The 19822-nt window shown below is 48.6% G+C and carries 16 protein-coding genes and 2 pseudogenes; 9 read left to right on the forward strand and 9 right to left on the reverse strand.

Going from position 1 to position 19822, the window contains the following annotated elements:
• From ilvD to ilvB, 4 genes are read right to left on the reverse strand one after another with little or no spacing between them, the layout of a single operon-like run.
• The gene (ilvD, locus tag CTN_RS00550) at positions 1-1665 is read right to left on the reverse strand and encodes a dihydroxy-acid dehydratase (RefSeq protein WP_038066300.1); all 1665 of its coding nucleotides are present in this window, start codon (positions 1663-1665) and stop codon (positions 1-3) included.
• Positions 1655-2665: a ketol-acid reductoisomerase gene (gene ilvC / locus CTN_RS00555; protein WP_012645004.1), complete on the reverse strand. Its 1011-nt coding sequence runs from the start codon at positions 2663-2665 to the stop codon at positions 1655-1657. Before ilvC ends, ilvD begins: the two co-directional genes overlap by 11 nt.
• Positions 2665-3180 carry an acetolactate synthase small subunit gene (gene ilvN / locus CTN_RS00560; protein WP_012645005.1) on the reverse strand — a complete coding sequence of 172 codons (516 nt, stop codon included), beginning with the start codon at positions 3178-3180 and terminating at the stop codon, positions 2665-2667. The genes ilvC and ilvN overlap by 1 nt, the downstream gene beginning before the upstream one ends.
• Entirely contained in the window at positions 3177-4922 is a 1746-nt protein-coding gene (ilvB, locus tag CTN_RS00565) for a biosynthetic-type acetolactate synthase large subunit (RefSeq protein ID WP_038066302.1), read from the reverse strand. Before ilvB ends, ilvN begins: the two co-directional genes overlap by 4 nt.
• A gap of 218 nt (positions 4923-5140) precedes the next feature.
• Between ilvB and CTN_RS00570 the strand changes: the two genes are divergently transcribed.
• Genes CTN_RS00570 through CTN_RS00590 form a run of 5 tightly spaced genes read left to right on the forward strand, consistent with a single transcriptional unit; the run spans position 5141 to position 11154 of the window.
• Positions 5141-7312 carry an aspartate kinase gene (locus CTN_RS00570; RefSeq protein ID WP_012645007.1) on the forward strand — a complete coding sequence of 724 codons (2172 nt, stop codon included), beginning with the start codon at positions 5141-5143 and terminating at the stop codon, positions 7310-7312.
• 5 nt (positions 7313-7317) lie between these two features.
• The gene (gene thrC, locus CTN_RS00575; RefSeq protein WP_038066304.1) at positions 7318-8358 is read left to right on the forward strand and encodes a threonine synthase; all 1041 of its coding nucleotides are present in this window, start codon (positions 7318-7320) and stop codon (positions 8356-8358) included.
• Positions 8355-9200, forward strand: coding sequence for a homoserine kinase (locus tag CTN_RS00580; protein WP_012645009.1), 846 nt, complete (start codon positions 8355-8357; stop codon positions 9198-9200). Before thrC ends, CTN_RS00580 begins: the two co-directional genes overlap by 4 nt.
• Positions 9201-9211: 11 nt before the next feature.
• Positions 9212-9946, forward strand: coding sequence for an ABC transporter ATP-binding protein (locus CTN_RS00585; protein ID WP_012645010.1), 735 nt, complete (start codon positions 9212-9214; stop codon positions 9944-9946).
• Positions 9928-11154, forward strand: coding sequence for an ABC transporter permease (locus tag CTN_RS00590; protein ID WP_012645011.1), 1227 nt, complete (start codon positions 9928-9930; stop codon positions 11152-11154). The genes CTN_RS00585 and CTN_RS00590 overlap by 19 nt, the downstream gene beginning before the upstream one ends.
• On the opposite strand, the gene CTN_RS00595 is transcribed toward CTN_RS00590, so the two are convergent.
• Genes CTN_RS00595 through CTN_RS00605 form a run of 3 tightly spaced genes read right to left on the reverse strand, consistent with a single transcriptional unit; the run spans position 11146 to position 13583 of the window.
• Positions 11146-12276 carry an NAD(P)-dependent malic enzyme gene (locus tag CTN_RS00595; protein WP_038066307.1) on the reverse strand — a complete coding sequence of 377 codons (1131 nt, stop codon included), beginning with the start codon at positions 12274-12276 and terminating at the stop codon, positions 11146-11148. The two genes, CTN_RS00590 and CTN_RS00595, sit on opposite strands and share 9 nt — an antisense overlap.
• Positions 12277-12280: 4 nt before the next feature.
• Entirely contained in the window at positions 12281-12775 is a 495-nt protein-coding gene (locus CTN_RS00600; protein ID WP_012645013.1) for a FumA C-terminus/TtdB family hydratase beta subunit, read from the reverse strand.
• A complete protein-coding gene (locus tag CTN_RS00605) occupies positions 12765-13583 on the reverse strand; it encodes a fumarate hydratase (protein ID WP_012645015.1) in 819 nt (272 codons plus the stop codon). The genes CTN_RS00600 and CTN_RS00605 overlap by 11 nt, the downstream gene beginning before the upstream one ends.
• Before the next feature lie 45 nt (positions 13584-13628).
• On the opposite strand from CTN_RS00605, the pseudogene CTN_RS00610 reads away from it, so the two are divergent.
• The 4 genes and pseudogenes from CTN_RS00610 to CTN_RS00625 all read left to right on the forward strand — a co-directional run.
• Positions 13629-14000: pseudogene (locus tag CTN_RS00610) on the forward strand (TrpB-like pyridoxal phosphate-dependent enzyme); the annotation flags it as partial.
• A 75-nt stretch (positions 14001-14075) separates the two neighbouring features.
• Positions 14076-15311 (forward strand): RNA-guided endonuclease InsQ/TnpB family protein, encoded by a 1236-nt coding sequence (locus tag CTN_RS00615; RefSeq protein WP_041437377.1) that lies wholly within the window; start codon positions 14076-14078, stop codon positions 15309-15311.
• Positions 15312-15339: 28 nt separating this feature from the next.
• Positions 15340-15997: pseudogene (locus CTN_RS00620) on the forward strand (TrpB-like pyridoxal phosphate-dependent enzyme); the annotation flags it as partial.
• Between the two features lie 13 nt (positions 15998-16010).
• Positions 16011-16865, forward strand: a complete 855-nt coding sequence (locus tag CTN_RS00625) for a cation diffusion facilitator family transporter (RefSeq protein ID WP_012645018.1) — start codon at positions 16011-16013, stop codon at positions 16863-16865.
• Here the strand turns inward: CTN_RS00625 and CTN_RS00630 are convergent.
• Both CTN_RS00630 and CTN_RS00635 read right to left on the reverse strand, forming a co-directional pair.
• A complete protein-coding gene (locus CTN_RS00630) occupies positions 16862-19138 on the reverse strand; it encodes an ATP-binding protein (protein ID WP_012645019.1) in 2277 nt (758 codons plus the stop codon). The two genes, CTN_RS00625 and CTN_RS00630, sit on opposite strands and share 4 nt — an antisense overlap.
• Positions 19135-19722, reverse strand: coding sequence for a hypothetical protein (locus CTN_RS00635; protein WP_012645020.1), 588 nt, complete (start codon positions 19720-19722; stop codon positions 19135-19137). Before CTN_RS00635 ends, CTN_RS00630 begins: the two co-directional genes overlap by 4 nt.
• Between the last annotated feature and the right edge of the window lie 100 nt (positions 19723-19822).

The raw sequence follows: 19822 nt of genomic DNA on the forward strand, positions 1-19822 counted from the left end.
TCAGGGCTTTCTGAACGTAGCCCCTTTGCTGGCAGACTGAACGAAGAAGGCGTACCTTCTCAGATAATCACTGTCCATATCCTTTACTTTCGGTACGAATTCCCTCATTCTTCTGTTGAACTCTTCCTCCGATATCAACAGGTTTATCATTCTCTTTTCGAAATCTATCTCGATGAGATCTCCATCTTTTACGATGCCTATGGGACCACCTTCTGCTGCCTCCGGAGACACATGACCGATGACAGCACCGTGTGAACCTCCAGAGAACCTCCCGTCCGTGATGAGAGCCACATCTTCTGCAAGGCCCATCCCCACGATCGCGGACGTAGGAGAGAGCATCTCCCTCATGCCGGGTCCACCCTTGGGACCTTCATAACGGATGATCACCACATCTCCCTTTTTGATCTTTCCGGAAAGAATGGCTTTTGTTGCCTCTTCACCATCTTCGAACACAACGGCAGGTCCAACATGGTGCTTCATCTTTTCGGGGACACCGGAGAGTTTGGCAACTGCCCCCTCCGGGGCAAGGTTTCCGAAGAGAATTCCAAGCCCACCCTCTCTATGGTATGGATTGTCGAAGGGTCTGATCACTTCTTCGTTCATGATCTTTGCTTCCCTGACAAGATCTCCTATCTTTCTCAAATAGATGGTCATGGCATCTTCCTTCAGAAGATTGTTTTCCTGAAGGCGTTTCATTACAGCGTAGATACCACCCGCTTCATCGAGATCCTGTATGTGGTAAGGTCCAACGGGTGAGATGTTGCAGATGTGGGGAACCTTCCGGCTGAGTTCATCGAAGAGTCTTATGTCGAAGTCTATCTCGAAACTTTCTGCGATCGCTTTCAGGTGAAGTACGGTGTTCGTCGATCCTCCCGTTGCAAGATCCACCATGATTGCGTTCATGAGGGACTCCCGGGTGACGATGTCCCGAGGTCTTACGTTTCTTTTCACGAGCTCGACGACGAGCATACCGGCCTCTTTTGCCATTCGAAGCCTTTTTGCATGAACGGCAGGCACCGTTCCGTTTCCCCTAGGAGCGATCCCCAATGCTTCTGCAAGAGAATTCATCGTGTTGGCGGTGAACAGTCCTGCACAGGATCCTGCGCCCGGACAGGCAAGATCTTCGATCGCCCTGAGGGTTTCTTCGTCGATCTTTCCCACTTTATAACCACCGACGGCTTCGAAAACGGTGATGAGGTCTATGTCTCTTCCAGCGTATCGACCAGCGAGCATGGGACCACCGGAGATCAGGACAGAGGGAATGTTCAGCCTTCCCATCGCCATGATCATCCCTGGAGTGATCTTGTCACAGTTTGGAACAAACACCAGACCGTCGAAGGGAAAAGCGTTTGCAACTATCTCTATGGAATCGGCTATGAGTTCCCTGGAAGGTAGTGAGAACTTCATTCCCTTGTGATCCATCGCTATGCCGTCGCAGATCCCGATCGTTGGGAAGACGAACGGAACTCCCCCGGCCATCCTCACTCCTGCCTTCACTGCCTCAACGATCCGGTCAAGGTGCATGTGGCCGGGGATGATCTCGTTCCACGAAGACACGATACCGATGAAGGGTCGGTTCATCTCATCATCGGTTATTCCAAGTGCCTTCAGAAGGGACCTGTGTGGAGCCCTTTCCAGTCCTTTCTTTATCACATCACTCCTCATCCACATTCCTCTCCTTGAGCCAGGGCATCATCTTTCTGAGTTCCTTTCCCACTTTCTCTATGAGGTGTTCGGATTCTTTCTTCCTCATGGTGTAGAAGAACGGTCTTCCTGCCTGATTTTCGAGTATCCAGTCTTTTGCGAACTTTCCTGTCTGAATGTCCTTGAGCATCTGTTTCATGTTCTCTCTGACTTCTCTGGTGACGATCTTTTCCTGGCTGATGTAATCACCGTACTCTGCGGTGTTGCTGACGGAGTACCTCATGAAACTGAGTCCACCTTCATATATGAGGTCGACGATGAGTTTGAGTTCGTTCAGACACTCAAAATAAGCAATCTCCGGCTGGTATCCGGCTTCCACGAGAGTTTCAAATCCCGCTTTTATGAGAGCCGTCACACCGCCGCAAAGGACTGCCTGTTCTCCGAAGAGGTCCGTTTCCGTTTCTTCCTTGAAGGTTGTTTCTATCACACCCGCTCTCGTCACACCGATTCCCTTTGCGTAGGCAAGAGCGATCTCTTTGGCTTTTCCGGTGTAGTCCTGGTAGACCGCCACAAGTGCGGGAACTCCTCTTCCTTCAACGTACTCTCTTCTCACGATGTGACCTGGGCTTTTCGGAGCGATCATGGTCACATCGACGTTCTTTGGCGGGATGATCTGATGGTAGTGTACGTTGAAACCGTGGGCAAACATCAGCATCTTTCCCTCTGTAAGATGCTTTTCAATGTACTTTTTGTACACCTCCGGCTGGTGCTCGTCTGGAATGAGAATCATGATGATATCTGCTTCCTTTGCTGCTTCTTCGATGGTCTTCACGGTGAGTCCCTGCTCTTCTGCTTTCTTCCAGCTTTTACTTCCCTCTCTCAAACCCACTATGACGTTGAGTCCACTGTCTTTTAAGTTCAATGCGTGTGCATGCCCCTGACTTCCAAAACCGATTATGGCGATCTTTTTGTCTTTGATCAAATCGAGATTGGCATCCTTGTCATAGTAGATAACCGCCATCAAAACCCCTCCTTCTCTTTTGTGTTCCACCTGTTCATAGCGACGATACCCGTTCTTGCGATCTCCTCCACCTGTTTTTCCGGAAGAAGATTTATGAAGGCTTCCACCTTGCTTCTTGCTCCGGTGATCTCTATGATGGCTCCCTCTTTGGAAACATCTATGATCTTGCCTCTGAATATTTCAACGAGCTGAAAGATTTCCTGCTTGTCTTCCCCGAATTTCACCTTGATGAGGGCCATTTCCCTTTCCACACGGTTTTCCGGAAGAGGATCTATGGGAGTTACCTTCACAACCTCAACGAGCTTGTACGCCTGTTTCTCTATCTGTTCTATCGTTCTGTCGTCCCCTTTCACCATGATCACAAGCCTGGAAAGACCCGGCACTTCCGATTCTCCAACCGTGATACTGCTGATGTTGAAACCCCTTCTTGCGAAAAGATTCGCTACTTTCCTCATCACACCGGGTTTGTTGTGGACCAGCATGGAAACGAGATGTTCATGGACCTGGTTCGTCATCTTTCATCACCTCTCCTGCTCTCCTCGATAACCTTCAGAACCCTTTCGACGAAACTTTCATCGTAGGGTGCTTCGACAAGGGGTGTTCCCACATCCCCTCCTGGTGGGACCATCGGAAGCACGTTCTCGGCAGGATCAACGACCGCGTGTATGAGCATGGGCTCTTTCGATCTTGCGAGTTCCTCCACCGCCCTGTCTACTTCATCTGGCTTTTCTATTCTCATCGCTTTTATACCGACTGCCTCTGCTATCTTTGCAAAGTCCGGGTTGTCGGCAAGGATGGTGGCGGAGTACCTGCAGTTGAAAAAGAGCTGCTGCCACTGCCTGACCATCCCCAGAGCCTTGTTGTCCATAACGATGATCTTCACCGGAAGGTTGTACCTTTTCACCGTCATGAGTTCCTGGATGTTCATCTGAAAACCACCATCACCGGCGAAGATCACAACTTCCCTGTCAGGGGCTCCTATCTTCGCACCTATCCCCGCCGGAAGGGCGTATCCCATCGTTCCAAGACCACCGGAACACAGGAAGGACCTCTGGTGTTTGAACCTGTAGTACTGCGCCACCCACATCTGGTTCTGTCCCACGTCCGCCACAACTATCGTGTCATCGGGAAAGACCTCGTTCACCTTCTCCACAATGTACTGGGGTTTTATGAGTTTTCCATCCCTTTTGTAGGTCAATGGGTACTTTTTCTTCACTTCCTGGAGTTCTTCGATCCATTCGGAAAAATCTGTGTCCAGATCGTACTTCAAGAACTCCTCAAGGACGTTTCTCAGATCTCCAACGATGGGTACATCCACGGAGACGTTCTTTCCTATCTCAGCGGGATCTATGTCAACGTGGACGATCCTGGCGTTTCTGGTGAAGGTTCGGGGATTGCCGAGTATCCTGTCACTGAATCTCACACCGAGGGCTATGATGAGATCGGCGTTCGCCACTGCGTAGTTTCCATAGTACGCACCGTGCATCCCTATTCCATCGTAGTAGAGCCTTTCATCGGACGGATTCACTCCACGTCCCATCAGGGTGCTGACAGCCGGTACACCGAATTTATCGATGAACCTGTTCACCAGGTCCATGGCACCGGAGAGGTTCGCTCCGCCCCCAACGATGACGATGGGACGCTTTGATTCTTTCAAAAGTTCCATTGCCTTCTTTATCTGTTTTGGGTGACCCTTCACGGTGGGTTTGTATCCCAGAATCTCTATTTCATCGGGATAGTTGAACTCTCCTTCTGCTGTCTGAATGTCTTTTGGAAAGTCCAGAACAACAGGACCTGGTCTTCCCGTTGTGGCAACATAGAACGCCTCTTTTATGGCATAAGGAAGTTCTTCTATGCTCGTGACAAGGTGATTGTGTTTTGTGATGGGCATCGTGATGCCGGTGACGTCGACTTCCTGGAAGGCATCCGTTCCAATGAAGGAGGTTGGAACCTGACCCGTGATCACAACAAGCGGTATGGAATCCATGTAAGCGGTGGCAATTCCCGTCACCGTGTTGGTGGCTCCAGGACCAGAGGTGACTATGACCACGCCTGGTTTTCCGGTGACCCTCGCGTAACCATCCGCTGCGTGTGTGGCTCCCTGTTCGTGTCTGAAGAGGTAGAAATTTATCTTGTCTTCGTAATTGCAGAGTTCGTCGTAGACGTTGATGATGGCGCCTCCAGGGATACCAAAGATCGTATCCACACCTTCTCTCAGAAACGCCTCGAACAACATCTTGGAACCTTTCATCTTCACGTGGATCACTCCTCTCGGGTATTGAATGATTATACCAAAATCTTGGAATAACGAATCATGGGGGGTTTTTTAGGAATAGTATCATCACGTGCTTTACAATGTCAAGTTATCGAGTCGAATTTTTTAGTATCGGTAGCATTTTCATCATGAAAATGTAAAATTCAGGATAAGAGGGGAACATATCGATCGTTTAAAATGTTCACAAATTCTGCTGAGGAGTGAGAAAGGTGAGGGTGGGAATTGCGGGTCTTGGAACCGTGGGTGGAAGCATATACAGAATACTGAAGGAGAGGGGAGAAGAGATAGAGAAAAGAGTCGGTGAAAGGTTTATCGTATCGAAGGTCATAAATCGTTCCCCGCAGAAATACGAGGTCTACGGCGTGCCTCCGGAGGAAATAGCGTTCGATTTCGATGATCTGATCCTGAACAGTGACGTGGTGATAGAGGCCATCGGTGGAACGGACGTGGCCGTGGATCTTGTTAGACGAGCCCTGGAACTTGGAAGAATCGTTGTGACTCCCAACAAAAACCTCATCTCGGAGTACGGAAACGAATTCGTGGATTACATAAGAAAGAGAAAACTCTTCTTCGAAGCCTCGGTTGGTGGAGGCATTCCGATCATCTCCCTTCTTCAGGATTATCTGATCTTTCAGAAGGTGACCAGAATACGCGGGATCATGAACGGAACGACAAACTACATTCTCACAGAAATGAGCAAGGGAAGGCCTTTCGATGAGGTCTTGAAAGAGGCTCAAAAACTCGGATACGCCGAAGCAGATCCCACGAACGATGTCGAAGGATACGACGTCGCGTACAAGGTCTCGGTCCTGGCGGGCGTGGTGACGGGAAGGTTCCCCGGTATCCACAGCGTTCGATTCGAGGGGATAACGGGCATAGATCCCGAGTATCTGAAAGAAATCGTTCGCTCCGGGAAAAAACTCAAATTGATCGGGGAACTCGACTTTTCGACGAACACCTACGAGGTACGTTTGAGGGAGGTCACGCCGGAAGATCCATTCTTCAACGTCGATGGTGTGGACAACGCCATAGAAGTGTCCACCGATCTGGCCGGGGACTTTCTTCTGAAGGGAAGGGGAGCAGGCGGATACCCGACAGCCAGTGCGGTGATAGCGGATCTGTTCAGAGTGGCAAAGTACAAGGTGCTCGGCGGTGCTGAAAAGTTCTCCGTTGTGGTGATGAAATTCGGTGGTGCGGCCATCTCCGATGTGGAAAAACTGGAAAAGGTAGCGGAGAAGATCATAAAGAGAAAGAAAAGCGGTGTAAGACCGGTTGTCGTCCTCTCGGCGATGGGTGACACCACCGACCGCTTGATAGACCTCGCAAAGACCATAGACGAGAATCCCGATCCAAGAGAACTCGATCTTCTTCTGTCAACAGGAGAGATTCAGAGTGTTGCTCTGATGAGTATTGCTCTCAGGAAAAGAGGTTACAGGGCCATCTCCTTCACCGGAAACCAGTTGAAAATCATAACGGACAAAAGGTACGGTTCTGCAAGGATCATCGATATCAACACGGACATCATCTCGAGGTATCTGAGGCAGGATTTTATACCGGTCATCGCGGGATTTCAGGGTATAACGGAAACGGGGGACATAACCACACTCGGAAGGGGTGGATCGGATCTCACAGCGATCGCCCTTGCGTACTCTCTCGGTGCGGACCTGTGCGAGCTTTACAAAGATGTGGACGGTGTCTACACGGCAGATCCCAAGATTGTGAAGAACGCCCGGGTTATCAAGGAACTGTCCTGGGAAGAGATGATAGAACTTTCCAGGCACGGAGCGCAGGTTCTACAGGCAAGGGCAGCGGAATTTGCAAGAAAGTACGGTGTCAAGGTGTTGATAAAGAACGCGCACAGAGAGACGCGCGGCACTCTCATATGGGAGGGGACAAAGGTGGAAAATCCAATTGTCAGGGCGGTTACCTTCGAGGACGGCATGGCAAAGGTGGTCTTGAAAGACGTTCCCGATAAACCCGGTGTTGCTGCGAGGATCATGAGAACCCTTTCTCAGATGGATGTGAACATCGACATGATCATCCAGGGAATGAAGAGCGGTGAGTACAACACCGTGGCTTTCATCGTTCCGGAATCCCAACTTGAGAAACTGGACCTTGACCTTCTGAAAACAAGAAGCGACGCCAGAGAGGTTATAATCGAAAAGGGCCTTGCGAAGGTTTCCATAGTCGGTGTGAATCTCACCTCTTCACCGGAGATCTCCGCAACCCTCTTTGAAACACTCGCCAACGAGGGCATCAACATCGACATGATCAGCGCTTCAAGCAGCAGGATCTCTGTGATCATAGACAGCAAATACGTGGAAGACGCCGTCAAGGCGATCCACAGTAGATTCGAACTGGACAGGGAGTGAGGAACTTGGGCATACTCGAAAGGTACAGAAAGTTTCTTCCGGTGACAGAAAAAACCCCCATGATATCACTCAACGAGGGGAACACTCCGCTCATTCCTCTTGTTAACATGAGCAGGGAACTTGGGATAAAGGTCTATGTGAAGTACGAAGGGGCGAATCCAACGGGATCCTTCAAAGACAGGGGAATGGTCGTTGCCGTTGCCAAAGCCCTTGAAGAAGGTGCCAGAGCCATCATGTGTGCCTCGACGGGAAACACTTCTGCTTCTGCCGCCGCTTACGCTGCAAGAACGGGGTTGAAGGCCATCGTTCTGATACCTGAGGGGAAGATCGCTCTGGGAAAACTCGCCCAGGCGATGATATACGGTGCCGTTGTGCTGCAGGTGAAGGGAAACTTCGACAAATGTCTGGAACTGGTGAAGGAGATCACTTCCAAATATCCCATCACACTCGTGAACAGCATCAACCCTTACAGACTCGAGGGACAGAAGACTGCCGCCTTCGAAATCGTCGATGAACTCGGTGATGCTCCGGATTATCACTTCATTCCCGTGGGAAACGCCGGAAACATCTCTGCCTACTGGATGGGTTACAAGGAGTACTACCAGCATGGCCTTTCTTCTAAGCTTCCCAGGATGATGGGATTTCAGGCAGAGGGGGCAGCCCCGATCGTTCGAGGGCATCCCATCGAAAATCCAGAAACGGTTGCCACAGCCATAAGGATAGGAAATCCTGCCAACTGGGAAAAGGCGATTCGAGCCCGTGATGAGTCGGGTGGAGAGATCGACATGGTGAGTGACGAGGAAATCCTCAAAGCCCAGAGACTTCTGGCTCAAAAGGAAGGAATCTTCTGCGAGCCTGCATCCGCTGCATCGATAGCGGGACTTTTGAAGAAACACCGTCAGGGACTCTTCAAAGGTGGAGAGACGGTGGTGTGCACCCTCACCGGAAACGGCCTCAAGGATCCAAACGTGGTCATTTCACAGTTGGAGCCACCGAGGACGATAGAGGGAAAGATAGATGAGATCCTGGAGGTACTGGATCTATGAGAATAATGGTTCCGGCAACGACCACCAATCTCGGTGCGGGTTTCGATGTGTTCGGTCTTGCCCTCGATCTCTTCAACGAGGTGTTTTTTTCTTTTGACACCGATAGAACCATCATTGAGAGCACAGGAAAGTACGCACCGGATCTTGAAAATCACGATCTGTTCTTTGAGGTCTTCGAGTTCTTCGAGAAAAAAACAGGTTACAGAGTGCCTCCCGTGAGGATAAGCCAGGTGTGCAACATACCGATCTCCAGTGGGCTCGGGTCCAGTGCTGCTGTGATCGTTTCTGCTCTTCACATAGCAAACGTGGGAACAAAGGCGAACCTTTCTCAGTGGGACCTCATGAAACTTGCCGCAGAGATCGAAGGACATCCTGACAACGTTGTTCCGGCTTTTGTGGGGGGACTGGTTGTCTGCTATCAGGATGGGGAAAACTTTGATTTTGAAAAGTTCGAACTGGATTTTGAGCTCACCTTCCTCGTGCCCAGCTTTTCTCTTTGCACAAACACCATGAGAAAGGTCCTCCCCAGGCAGGTTCTGTTTGAAGACGCCGTTTTCAACATCAAGAACTCCTGTCAATTCCTGGCAAAGATCGCCTCAGGTAAACTGAACGAGGCTTTCAAATACGTGGGAGACCGTCTTCATCAGAACTACAGGATAAACGGAAACGAAAAGATGAAGGAATTCGTTGAAGCCATTCTTTCGAAAAAACCGGGATACTGGTTTGTGAGTGGTTCGGGACCCTCTGTATGTACCGACCTGGAAGATTTCGAGGGAATACCTTATCTGAAGGAAGTTCTGAAGTTGAAGGTGAACAACAGGGGGTTGATAATCTCAGAATAGGGGGTGTTCTCATGGGGGTTGTGATCGTCGAGGACCTGAAGAAAAGCATCGGAAGAAGAGAAATCCTCAAGGGGATTTCGTTTGAGATCAAAGAGGGAGAAATCTTCGGTCTCATAGGTCCCAACGGAGCGGGAAAAACCACCACTCTCAGAATCCTCTCCACCCTCATAAAACCCTCCTCCGGGAAAGTTTCCATCTTCGGAAAGGATGTGACCAGAGAGCCACACGAGGTGAGAAAACTGATCAGTTATCTCCCGGAAGAGGCAGGAGCGTACAGAAACATGAGGGGAATCGAATATCTGAGATTCGTGGCGGGTTTCTACACGAAAAATTCCAGGGAAATGGAAGCCATGGTCGAGAAAGCCGTTGAAATCTCCGGACTCGGAGACAGAGTGAAGGACAGGATCTCCACCTACAGCAAGGGAATGGTGAGGAAACTCCTCATAGCAAGATCTCTGATGGTGAACCCACGTCTTGCCATACTGGATGAGCCCACCTCCGGACTCGACGTTCTCAACGCAAGAGAGGTGAGAAAGATTCTGAAACAGGCGGTTCGGGAAGGTCTCACCATACTGCTTTCATCCCACAACATGCTGGAAGTGGAATACCTCTGCGACCGGATCGCCCTGATCCACGACGGCAGGATCGTTGAATCCGGTACTGTGGAAGAACTCAAGGAAAGGTACGGTGCACAGAACGTAGAAGAGGTCTTCGAGGAGGTGGTAAAATGTTCGGAAAACTCCTGAAGAAAGAGATAAAAGAACTTCTCAATCTTGGGGCCATCGTTTCTGTGATTGTGATCGCCGTTCTGTACGGTTCTCTGGGGAGTGTCTTCGAAAGCACGATAGAAAAGTCCACACAGAAACCGAAGATAGCGGTGGTGATGGAAGACACCGGAGCGTTCTCTGAACTGATAAAACAGGAACTCGGCAACATGTCGGATCTCATCTACGTGGGAAACGATTTGAAGGAAGCAGAGAAAGCGGTGATGGAAAAGAAGGCCTCTGCGATTGTTCTGATACCGGATAGTTTCTCCAGAGATCTGACATCAGGAAAGAAAACTCACGTGGAGGTCATCTGGTATCTGAAGGGAACGGGTATATCCGACAGCATCTCCACAGGGATGGTTCTTTCCCTTCTTGAGCCGATCAGGGTGAAGATCGCTTCCCTGATACTCGGTGATCCGGAAAGGGCACAGTTTCTGTTTGATCCGTTCACGATCGTTCAGCACACGTACCTGAAAGGAAAGTTTTACGAAAACCGCTCGCCAGATGCGATCATGAACATCTTCTATTCCCAAAACATAATGATTCCCATACTGATCATGATGCTCATCATCATGTCGGGATCGTCTCTCATATCCTCCCTTGCCCTGGAGAAAGAAAACAAAACTCTGGAGACACTCCTCACGATGCCTGTGAAAAGGGAACACATAGTACTCGCAAAGATCCTGGGAAGCACGATCGTTGGCCTGATTCTTGCAGGAATATACATGGTGGGGTTTTACAACTACCTGAGATCGCTAACTCAGAACACGCAGGGAATAGGTATGAGTTTTAGTGCAACGGATCTTCTACTGATAGGAACCAGTCTGTTCCTTTCCATCCTTGCCGGCCTTTCACTCTGCATGTTCCTTGGCATGATGGCAAAGGATAACAGAAGCGCACAGATTCTCACCTTTCCCATATCGATCCTTGCTTTGATACCCATGATAGCGAACATGATCGTGGATTTTTCGAACCTTCCGGGTGCTCTTAAGGTGGTAATCTTTGCCATTCCGTTCTCTCATCCCATCATGGCTCCAAAACTGGTCTTTTATGGAGATTACCATCTCATCGTCTCGGGAATAATCTACCTTGCTGTTTTCTCCATCATCGTCATAAGTGCTGCCTTCAGGATGTTCAACTCGGACTATGTCGTTCTTGGATGGCAAATAAAAAGACGCTCACGATGAGTTTTTGACAGCGAAATAAACGCTTTGGTGCACTCTCATGTCGAACGCCTCGGGGATGATTCTGTCAGGATGGGGCTTGCACGAGTTTGCGATCGCATCCACAGCGGAAAAGAGCATGTTCTTTGTGATCTTTGATCTCTTTTCTACGGCCCCTTTCATGATGCCGGGAAAGGCAAGGAGGTTGTTCACCTGGTTTGGATAGTCCGACCTTCCCGTTGCAACGATGAATGCTCCCGCCTCTTTTGCAAGACGTGGATCTATTTCGGGAGTTGGATTTGCCAGTGCGAAGATAACGGGCTTTCTGTTCATCTTCCCTATCCACTCTGGTTTTACGATGTTTCCCTTCGAAACACCTATGAAGAAGTCCGCGCCTTCGAGTGCGGTTTCGAGACCACCTGAGAGTCCTTCTGGGTTGGTGATGCGGGCGATTTCGAGGTGGTACTCGTTCAGACAGGTTTCCGGGTGTTTCTCGTTGAGGATGCCGTTTCTATCCACCGCCACAACGTTCTTCACCCCAAGGTCAAGGAGGAATTTCACGATGTTGTATCCTGCAGCCCCTATCCCGTTCACCACCACTTTCACTTCTTCTATCTTTTTCCCCACAAGTTTCAGTGCGTTGAGAAAGGCTGCAGACACAACAACGGCCGTTCCTTGCTGATCGTCGTGGAAGACGGGGATGTTCATCTCCTCAGAAAGACGTTGAAGGATTCTGAAGCACTTCGGTGCCGCTATGTCTTCGAGGTTTATCCCCCCAAAGCTCGGCTCGAGACTCTTCACGATTTCAATGATCTTCTCCTCATCATCTTCAGAAAGGCAGATGGGAAAGGCATCAAGATCCGCGAAGGCCTTGAAAAGAAACGCCTTTCCCTCCATCACAGGAAGCGCTCCGTAAGGCCCTATGTTTCCAAGACCAAGTACGGCGCTTCCATCCGAAACGACGGCGATCGTGTTCCATCTGGACGTGTAGGTGTAGGTATTTTCTGGATTTTCGGCACAAACCCTGGCAACTTCAGCAACACCGGGGGTGTAGAGAAGAGAAAGGATCTCTTTGTCCACCCTCTCAACGGGGAGAGAGATCCTTATCTTTCCCTTCAGAAATCTATGAATCTTCAGAGGATCCATTCTCTCACTCCTTGAAGATTGTGTTTCCTTCACTGTCTATCGCCACAATGAGGGGGAACTCTTCCACCTCTATTTCGTATATGGCCTCAGGCCCTAGGTCTTCGAACGCGAGCACCCGGGCGCTCTTCACCCTTTTTGAAAGGGCAGCAGCCGTTCCACTTGGTGTTATGAAGTAGACCCTCTTCCACCTCTTACAGGCGTCGATCGCCTTTTTTGATCTTTTTCCCTTTCCCACCGTTGCGACGACACCCAGTCTGAAGAGCATCTCCAGATAATCATCCATCCTGGCACTCGTGGTGGGACCTATGGCACCTATCACTTTCCCCTGAGGCGTTCTGGCGGGCCCTGCGTAGAACACTATCTGCCCCTCAAGGTTCACGGGCAGCCTTTCTTCCTTTTCTAAAAGTTCTTTCAGTCTCTTCTGTGCCTGATCTCTCATGACGATGAGTTTCCCGGAGTAGCGTACCTCCTGGCCGGCTTTCAGTTCTTCAACCTTCAACGATCACTTTCCCCTTTCTGCAAAGATAGCAGTCCACCGAGATGGCAACGGGCAGGGTGGCGATGTGGGTTGGAAAATGCTCCACATGAACTGAATAAACGGTTTTTCCCCTTCCAAGCCCCTGAAATCCTATTCCAAGGAGGTTCAGTTCACTTTCAAGTTCTCTTTCGAGTTCGGCGTACCTTGGGTCTTCGTTTCTTTCTTTGAAGTCTCTTGTCAGAGCGAGTTTGGAAAGAAGAACTGCTTTGTCAGCCGTACCACCTATTCCGATACCCACATGAAGAGGAGGACAGGCCTTCGCTCCGTTTTCTCTGATGTGCTCAACGACGAACTCTTTGATTCTGTCCACCCCGGAGGTTGGATTCATCATGCGAAGAACTGAGAGGTTTTCGCTTCCACCACCCTTCACAAGAAATCTGATCTCAAGCCTCTTTCCCTCAACTTGAAAGAGATGAACAACGGCGGGGGTGTTGGTTTCCGTGTTGATTCTGTCGAATAGAGGATCGGAAACAACGGAGAACCTGAAAGGATATTCCCTGTAGACCTCTTCAACCGCTCTGTTCAGTGTCTGTTCGATGGGTTCTTCCAGTTCGATAGTGTGACCAAGAAAAACAAAGAACTCCACCATTCCCGTGTCCTGGCAGAGAGGAAGGTTTTCCTCTTTGGAAATACGATAGTTTTCCTTTATTATATCAGAAAAGGGGCCTTCGTATTCTTCGATGATCTCTCTGACTTCTTCGTTTATTCTTACGTTGGCCTCTACAATGGCTTTCTTCACTTTTTCAAGAACGGTGTGTGCTCTGATCAACTCTTTTCACCTCAATGGAGATTATATCATCGAAGGAGGGGGATTATGAGAGTTGTTGTGAATCTGAAACCTGAGGAAATTCCAAGGTACTGGTACAACGTTCTCGCAGATCTTCCCTTCAAACTCGATCCACCTCTTGACCCAGAAACAAAAAAACCGGTCTCACCAGAAAAGCTCTCTGTGATATTTCCGATGAGTCTGATCGAACAGGAAGTTTCGGAGGAGCGATTCATCGAGATACCAGAACCCGTCCTGAGGGAGTACGCAGTCTACAGACCTACCCCACTCATCAGAGCCACCTTCTTGGAAGAGTATCTTCAGACACCTGCAAGGATCTACTACAAGTACGAAGGAGTTAGCCCTACCGGCAGCCACAAGCCAAACACGGCCATCGCACAGGCCTATTACAGAAAACTTGCCAGAAAGCACAACCCATTTATGAGATCGTGATGAACGGCAAGAAGTGTTAATATAACACTAGAGGTGCTGAACATGGCAAAACACATGAAAACATACAAATTCCCTGCACCACCTGAGTACCACACAAAATGCAAAGAACTATCAAAACTTGCTGGACGAGTATACAGCAAGACAGTTTCTCTTGTCAGAAAAATCCACAAGAAAAAAGGCTTCTGGCTTTCTATGAACACGGTACAAAAGTACATCCTTCGATGGGCACAAAACATTCCCCTTCACTCTCAGACCAAACAAGCCCTGGTGCAAAGATACTTTGAAGCCCTCAAATCCTACTTCAAGGCAAGTAAAACAAACCAAGGCCTCAAACCACCCTTTAGAACACCAAAGTACACAAACGTTGTCTGGAAAAACCAGGCAGTAAAACTTCTTGAAGATGGAACCCTAAGACTTGCGATGGGAAATGGAAACGATCCTCTCTACATACCAACAACCCTCCCAAAGGAAGTGGACATAAGACGTGTCGAACTTGTCTACGACAAAAGACAAGACAAATACTTCTTCCATGTGACAGTTTCATTCGAAAGCCAGACGAACATTTCTGGTAGTAAAGTAGTCGGCGTCGACCTTGGCGTTGTGCACCCAATCGTTGCCTCAACAGAGGACAAGGCAGTTATCTACAACGGCGGAGTGCTCAACTCAAAGCTTCGCTACCGAAACAAAAAGCTCGCTGAGCTCCAAAAGAAGCTGGCAAAGAAGAAACCTGGCTCAAGACGCTACAGGAAACTTGTTCGGGCAAAAAGAAGGCTTCTTGCAAAGCTCTATAACCAGATCAAAGACATTCTCCACAAGTACACAACACACTTTGTCGGGTGGTGCCTGACAGAAGGAGTAGGCACCATCGCAATCGGAGACCTTCGAGGTATACGAGACAGGGTCGACTACAACTCTACTGCCAACCAGAAGATCCATCAGTGGCTGTTCAGAAAAATTTCTGATCTCATCAAGACCAAAGCAGAAGCACTCGGTATTGAAGTGGTCTTCGTTGACGAGTCCTACACATCACAGACGTGTCCTGTCTGTGGTGCAAAACACAAAACATCGACGAGGAACTTCAGGTGCTTGGGTTGTGGTTTTGAATGGCACAGGGATGCGGTAGGGGCATTGAACATCAGGAAAAAGTATACAGGCGAGAGCCTGGTAGTAGGGGCTTTGGCGTCCCCCGTGGGTGTGATGTACAACTCACACCTTCGTTGCCCGGTGGCCATGTGGTCACCGTGGAAGCCCACCTTCGAGTGGGTAAAAACCTCCTGATTTCCTTAGGGGATCGGGAGGACGTCAACAGCAAAAGCCTATGAGAAAGCACATGATGAATCTGTTCGGAGGAAAGGTAACTCCAAGCCCCAGTGAAGAAACGAACTTCGGAAAGAAGATCCTGAGTGAAGATCCAGACAATCCAGGTAGTCTTGGCATCGCCATCAGTGAGGCACTGGAAGTGGCCGTGTCTGATCCGAACACGAAGTACTCCCTCGGAAGCGTATTGAACCATGTTCTGCTCCACCAGACGGTTATAGGCCTCGAGATCAAGAAACAGCTCGAACTCATAGGTGAAAAACCAGACATCTTACTGGGATGTCACGGAGGAGGCTCGAATTTTGGAGGAACGATCCTTCCCTTCATACCGGAAAAACTTTCTGGAGAGAACATCAGATTCGTTGCCTGCGAACCGACCGCCTGTCCTTCACTGACCAGAGGAAAGTACGACTACGACTTCGGAGACACGGCCGGCCTCACACCCCTTCTCAAGATGTACACGCTCGGAAAAGACTTCATTCCACCGAAGATACACGCGGGTGGGCTCAGATACCATGGTTCTGCACCAATAATAGCAAGACTCGTGAAAGAGGGAAGCAAAGAAAGCGAAAGAAGAAGGAAAAGAACGTGTGATAGTATTCACTCTGAGCGGCCACGGTCTGCTCGATCTCACAGCGTACGTGTGAGGAGGTAAAACACGTGAAGAAGAAACTGCTGTTCTCCATATGGTTGAACGCCATCATAACGCTTTCTGAAGTGGCCGGCGGCTTGATATCTGGGAGTCTCGCCCTTCTGGGCGACTCCCTTCATAATTTTTCCGATACCATGAGTCTTCTTGGAAGTTTCATCGCGATGAAGATCAGCGAGAAACCGAAGAACAAAAAGTACACCTTCGGTTACAGAAGAAGCGAAATCATTGTGGCTTTCTTGAACTCCGTATCCATCTTCGTTGTTTCAACACTCGTTGTCATCGAAGCGGTGAAAAGATTGGGGAACCCCGCCACCGTTCACACGTCGGTGCTTCTCCTCGTCTCCTCGATAGGTCTCGCTGCCAACTTCTTTTCCGTCATCCTTCTTCACACCCACAGCAAAGAAAGTATGAACGTTCGATCCGCGTACCTGCATCTCATCGCGGACACCCTGTCCTCGATCCTTGTGGTTCTTGGGGCTGTTTTCATGAGGGTCTGGAAAATATACTGGCTCGACCCTGTTCTCGCCTTCGTTATAGCCTTATACATGTTCAAAGAGGCTTATGAAATAGTGAAAGAGTCCTTTGAGATCCTCATGGAAGCTTCACCGAACCTGGACTTTGAGAAAATAAAGGAGGAAATTGAAAAAATAGAAGGTGTGAGGAACGCCCACCATTTTCACGCCTGGAGGGTGGGAGAGAAAGAGATCCATTTCGAGTGCCATGTGGAAGTGGAGAACATGGAACTGAAAGACGCACAGAAGATCCTCGATGAAATTGAATCCAGACTGAAAAGGTTCGGTGTCACCCACGTGACCGTTCAGCTGGAATGCAACCGCTGCCACGGAGAGATGATCTGCAGTTAGAGGGTGAAGATGGGTTCTTCTCTGAGGAGCCTTCGATCACTTGTGAACAGTATCACCTGTCTTGTCCGGGCTGTCTCTTTCAGTTTTGACCAGAGAAGATCTATTTTGCCGTCGTCCAGGTCCACAAATGTGTTGTCTATCACAAGTGGGAGATCGATTTCGAGGACACGCGATACAAAATCCTTCGCATGAAGCGCCAGAACTTTCAGAGCGGACGTATTCAGGACTCTCATCACCGATTTTTCCTGAGGAACGTTGACGGCAACTGCCAGATGGGGAGAGACGTTGAAGACCATCGACTCACCGAAAAATTCCCTGTAAACCCTGCTCAGTTCTTTTGAAAACTCCTCGGTATAGCCCATCACAAATTCACTGTACTTTCTCTTTACCCTGTCTTTGAAGGCAGGAATGTTTTCGATGATTTTTTCCGTCAGAGCGAATTCCAGTCTCTTTTTTGTGAGCTGTTCCATCAAACCGTACGGTTCTTCGAGGGGTGGAATTTCCAGGGCTTCCAGTTCCCTTCCGATGCTGTTCACTCTTTCTTCGAGTTCTTTTATTCTCTGGCTCGATTTCATCGATTCAACGTTTTCTTTTTCTTCGAGGAGCTTCTTCATGGTATTTTGAAGATCTTTCTTTTCTCTCTCGAGTCTCAGGAGTTGTTCTTTCAGCTCCAGCTGTTTCAAGAGCTCTTCAACACTCTCTAAACCGACCTTTTCCAGCGCTTTTCTGAACTCTTCTTCCTGCTCTCTCATGTATTCTGTGAGCTCTTCCAGATTCTTCCTCTTTTCTGTAAGGGAAGAGGCCAGAGAGTCTTTCATCATGAGAAGCTCTCTTATCTGGTTTTCCACGTTTTCGAGGGCCTTCCTTGGATCACTCCCGTATTTTGCGAGAAATGGTGCGATTTCAAACATCCTTGAGTTCAACTGTTTTTCCAGCACGGTCTCGAACCCATCGATATCCTCAACACCCACCGCCTCCTTCAACCGTTTCAACACCTGATTCTTTTCCTCCATCAGTTCCCTCTTTTGAGAAGAGATAGTGACGAATTCGCTGTCCAGATTTTGGAGCTCTTCTTTCACTCTGAAGTAGTTCCATATGGAAAGCAGAGCCCCACCGGCACCAGCGAACGTCAGATAGATGAACGGATTCTTCGATGCCAGAAAGATGAAAACAGCGGATACCACAGAAAACGTCAGAAACACGCTGACAAGGACTTTGAACACAGAGAGTGTTCTGTCTGCTTTTTTCATTCTGTCTCCTATCTTTTCCAAACGTTCGTTTATGGTGTTCATCTGTCTTTCTATCTCTTCCAGAGGTCTTTTCAAACGACTCGAAATTTCGTTCATCCTTGCTCTGTGCTCGTTTTCGACAAGATTCATCTGAAGCCTCAGGTTTTCCAGTCTCAACTTCAACTCTTCAAAACTTCTGCAGGAAAAATCCTTAAGGATGTCTTCCATCTTTTCCCTTGTCTCGTTGTATTTTTTCTCCAGTTCCTTTATCTCCATTTCAAGCTGGCTTTGCCTTTCTTTCAGATAATTCAACTTCTGAAACAGCCCGTAGGCTTCCTCCAGGTCGTTCTTTGATGAGACGATCTGGCTTTCAAGTTCCTTCAACTCGGCTTCGACATCCAGGAGTTTCTTCTTGACCTCTTCGAGATGAAAATCAATCGACTGAAGTTGTCGTTTCTTTTCCTCTTCCAGTCGTCCTCTCTCTTCATCGAGAAGCCTTCTGCTTTTCAGTAACTCTTCCTCGAGGTTTTTCTTTTTTTTCATCAAAAGGAGCACCTTTTTTCTCTTTCCCTTCCACTCGTTGATCTTCATCTCAAGGTTTGATATCTCGTTTCTCAGCATCTTTTCCTTTTCCATCAGACTGGAAAAGTCTTCGTTCATCACACGTTCCATCTCTCTTGCAGGGAAAAGATTTCTGTAACTCTCCGAAACGAGGGAAGAGATCTTTTGAGATCCTTCGAGGGTATCATCCACATGCTCCGGTAAAAAAGAGGTGAAGAGGAAGACCTCAGGATCAACCGCTCCCGAACCAAAGAGCACTGTCCCTTCATCGGTTTCGAGATGACCACCGAACTTTTTCGAATACCAGGGTCTGTAGTCTTCAAGTTTCGCTAAATTTCCCGTGAGACAGTATCTGATGAAGTTTGCAAGGGTGGTTTTACCCGCTGCGTTTCCACCGAAGACGATGTTCAGTCCATCCTTAAGATTCAGAGAGAAATCTTCGAACTTTCCAAATCCTTCGATGTAAACTTGCCTGATCTTCATATCTCTTCCCTCACCCCTGCTTCTTCAAGAAGGAGAGAATCCAACTTCGACCAGTTTCGCCTGTTCAGCACCTTTCCTACAAATCTAACGTTCCTTCTGTTCTTTATCCCCTCGTACTCATGGTCCCACAGGATACCGCTCAAAACAATCAGAGAATCTTCAGGAAGAAAGGGCAGGTCCTCGTAAACTTCTACTTTCAGAAACTTCACTTTGAAACGTGAAAGATCGAAGCGCTCAAAATTTTCGCCATTGTACAGAAGACATTCACATTTTTCGCTGAGAGGTGAGGAGGAAAAATCGGGAAAAGAAACAGAAAAATCCCGTTTCACAGGCACATTCAGGTACTCCACTATTTCATCGAGCACGATGGACTCCGGTGGAATGAACTCCTTTATGAATTTCTCCGCCAGGAAGGGATCCACGCTGTCGCCGAACAGATTTATGAAAACGAACCTTTTCCCCCTGAAGAGTCTGGTCACATAGTTCAGGAGTTCCATCCTGGCTTTATCCAGCTCTTCCCTGAAAAAAATCGTTTCACTTGGGTAATCAAAAAATCTCAAATCTTTGATCAAAACGTGTTCCATATTCTTCCCCCTTCAAGGGTTTTTCAAGAAGATTTAAGAAGTTCTTCCATGGTGATTCAATTCAGTGTTACAGGGGTAAGTTAAATTTTGAATTGCGTGT

This window comes from Thermotoga neapolitana DSM 4359 (assembly GCF_000018945.1).
Lineage (GTDB): Bacteria > Thermotogota > Thermotogae > Thermotogales > Thermotogaceae > Thermotoga > Thermotoga neapolitana.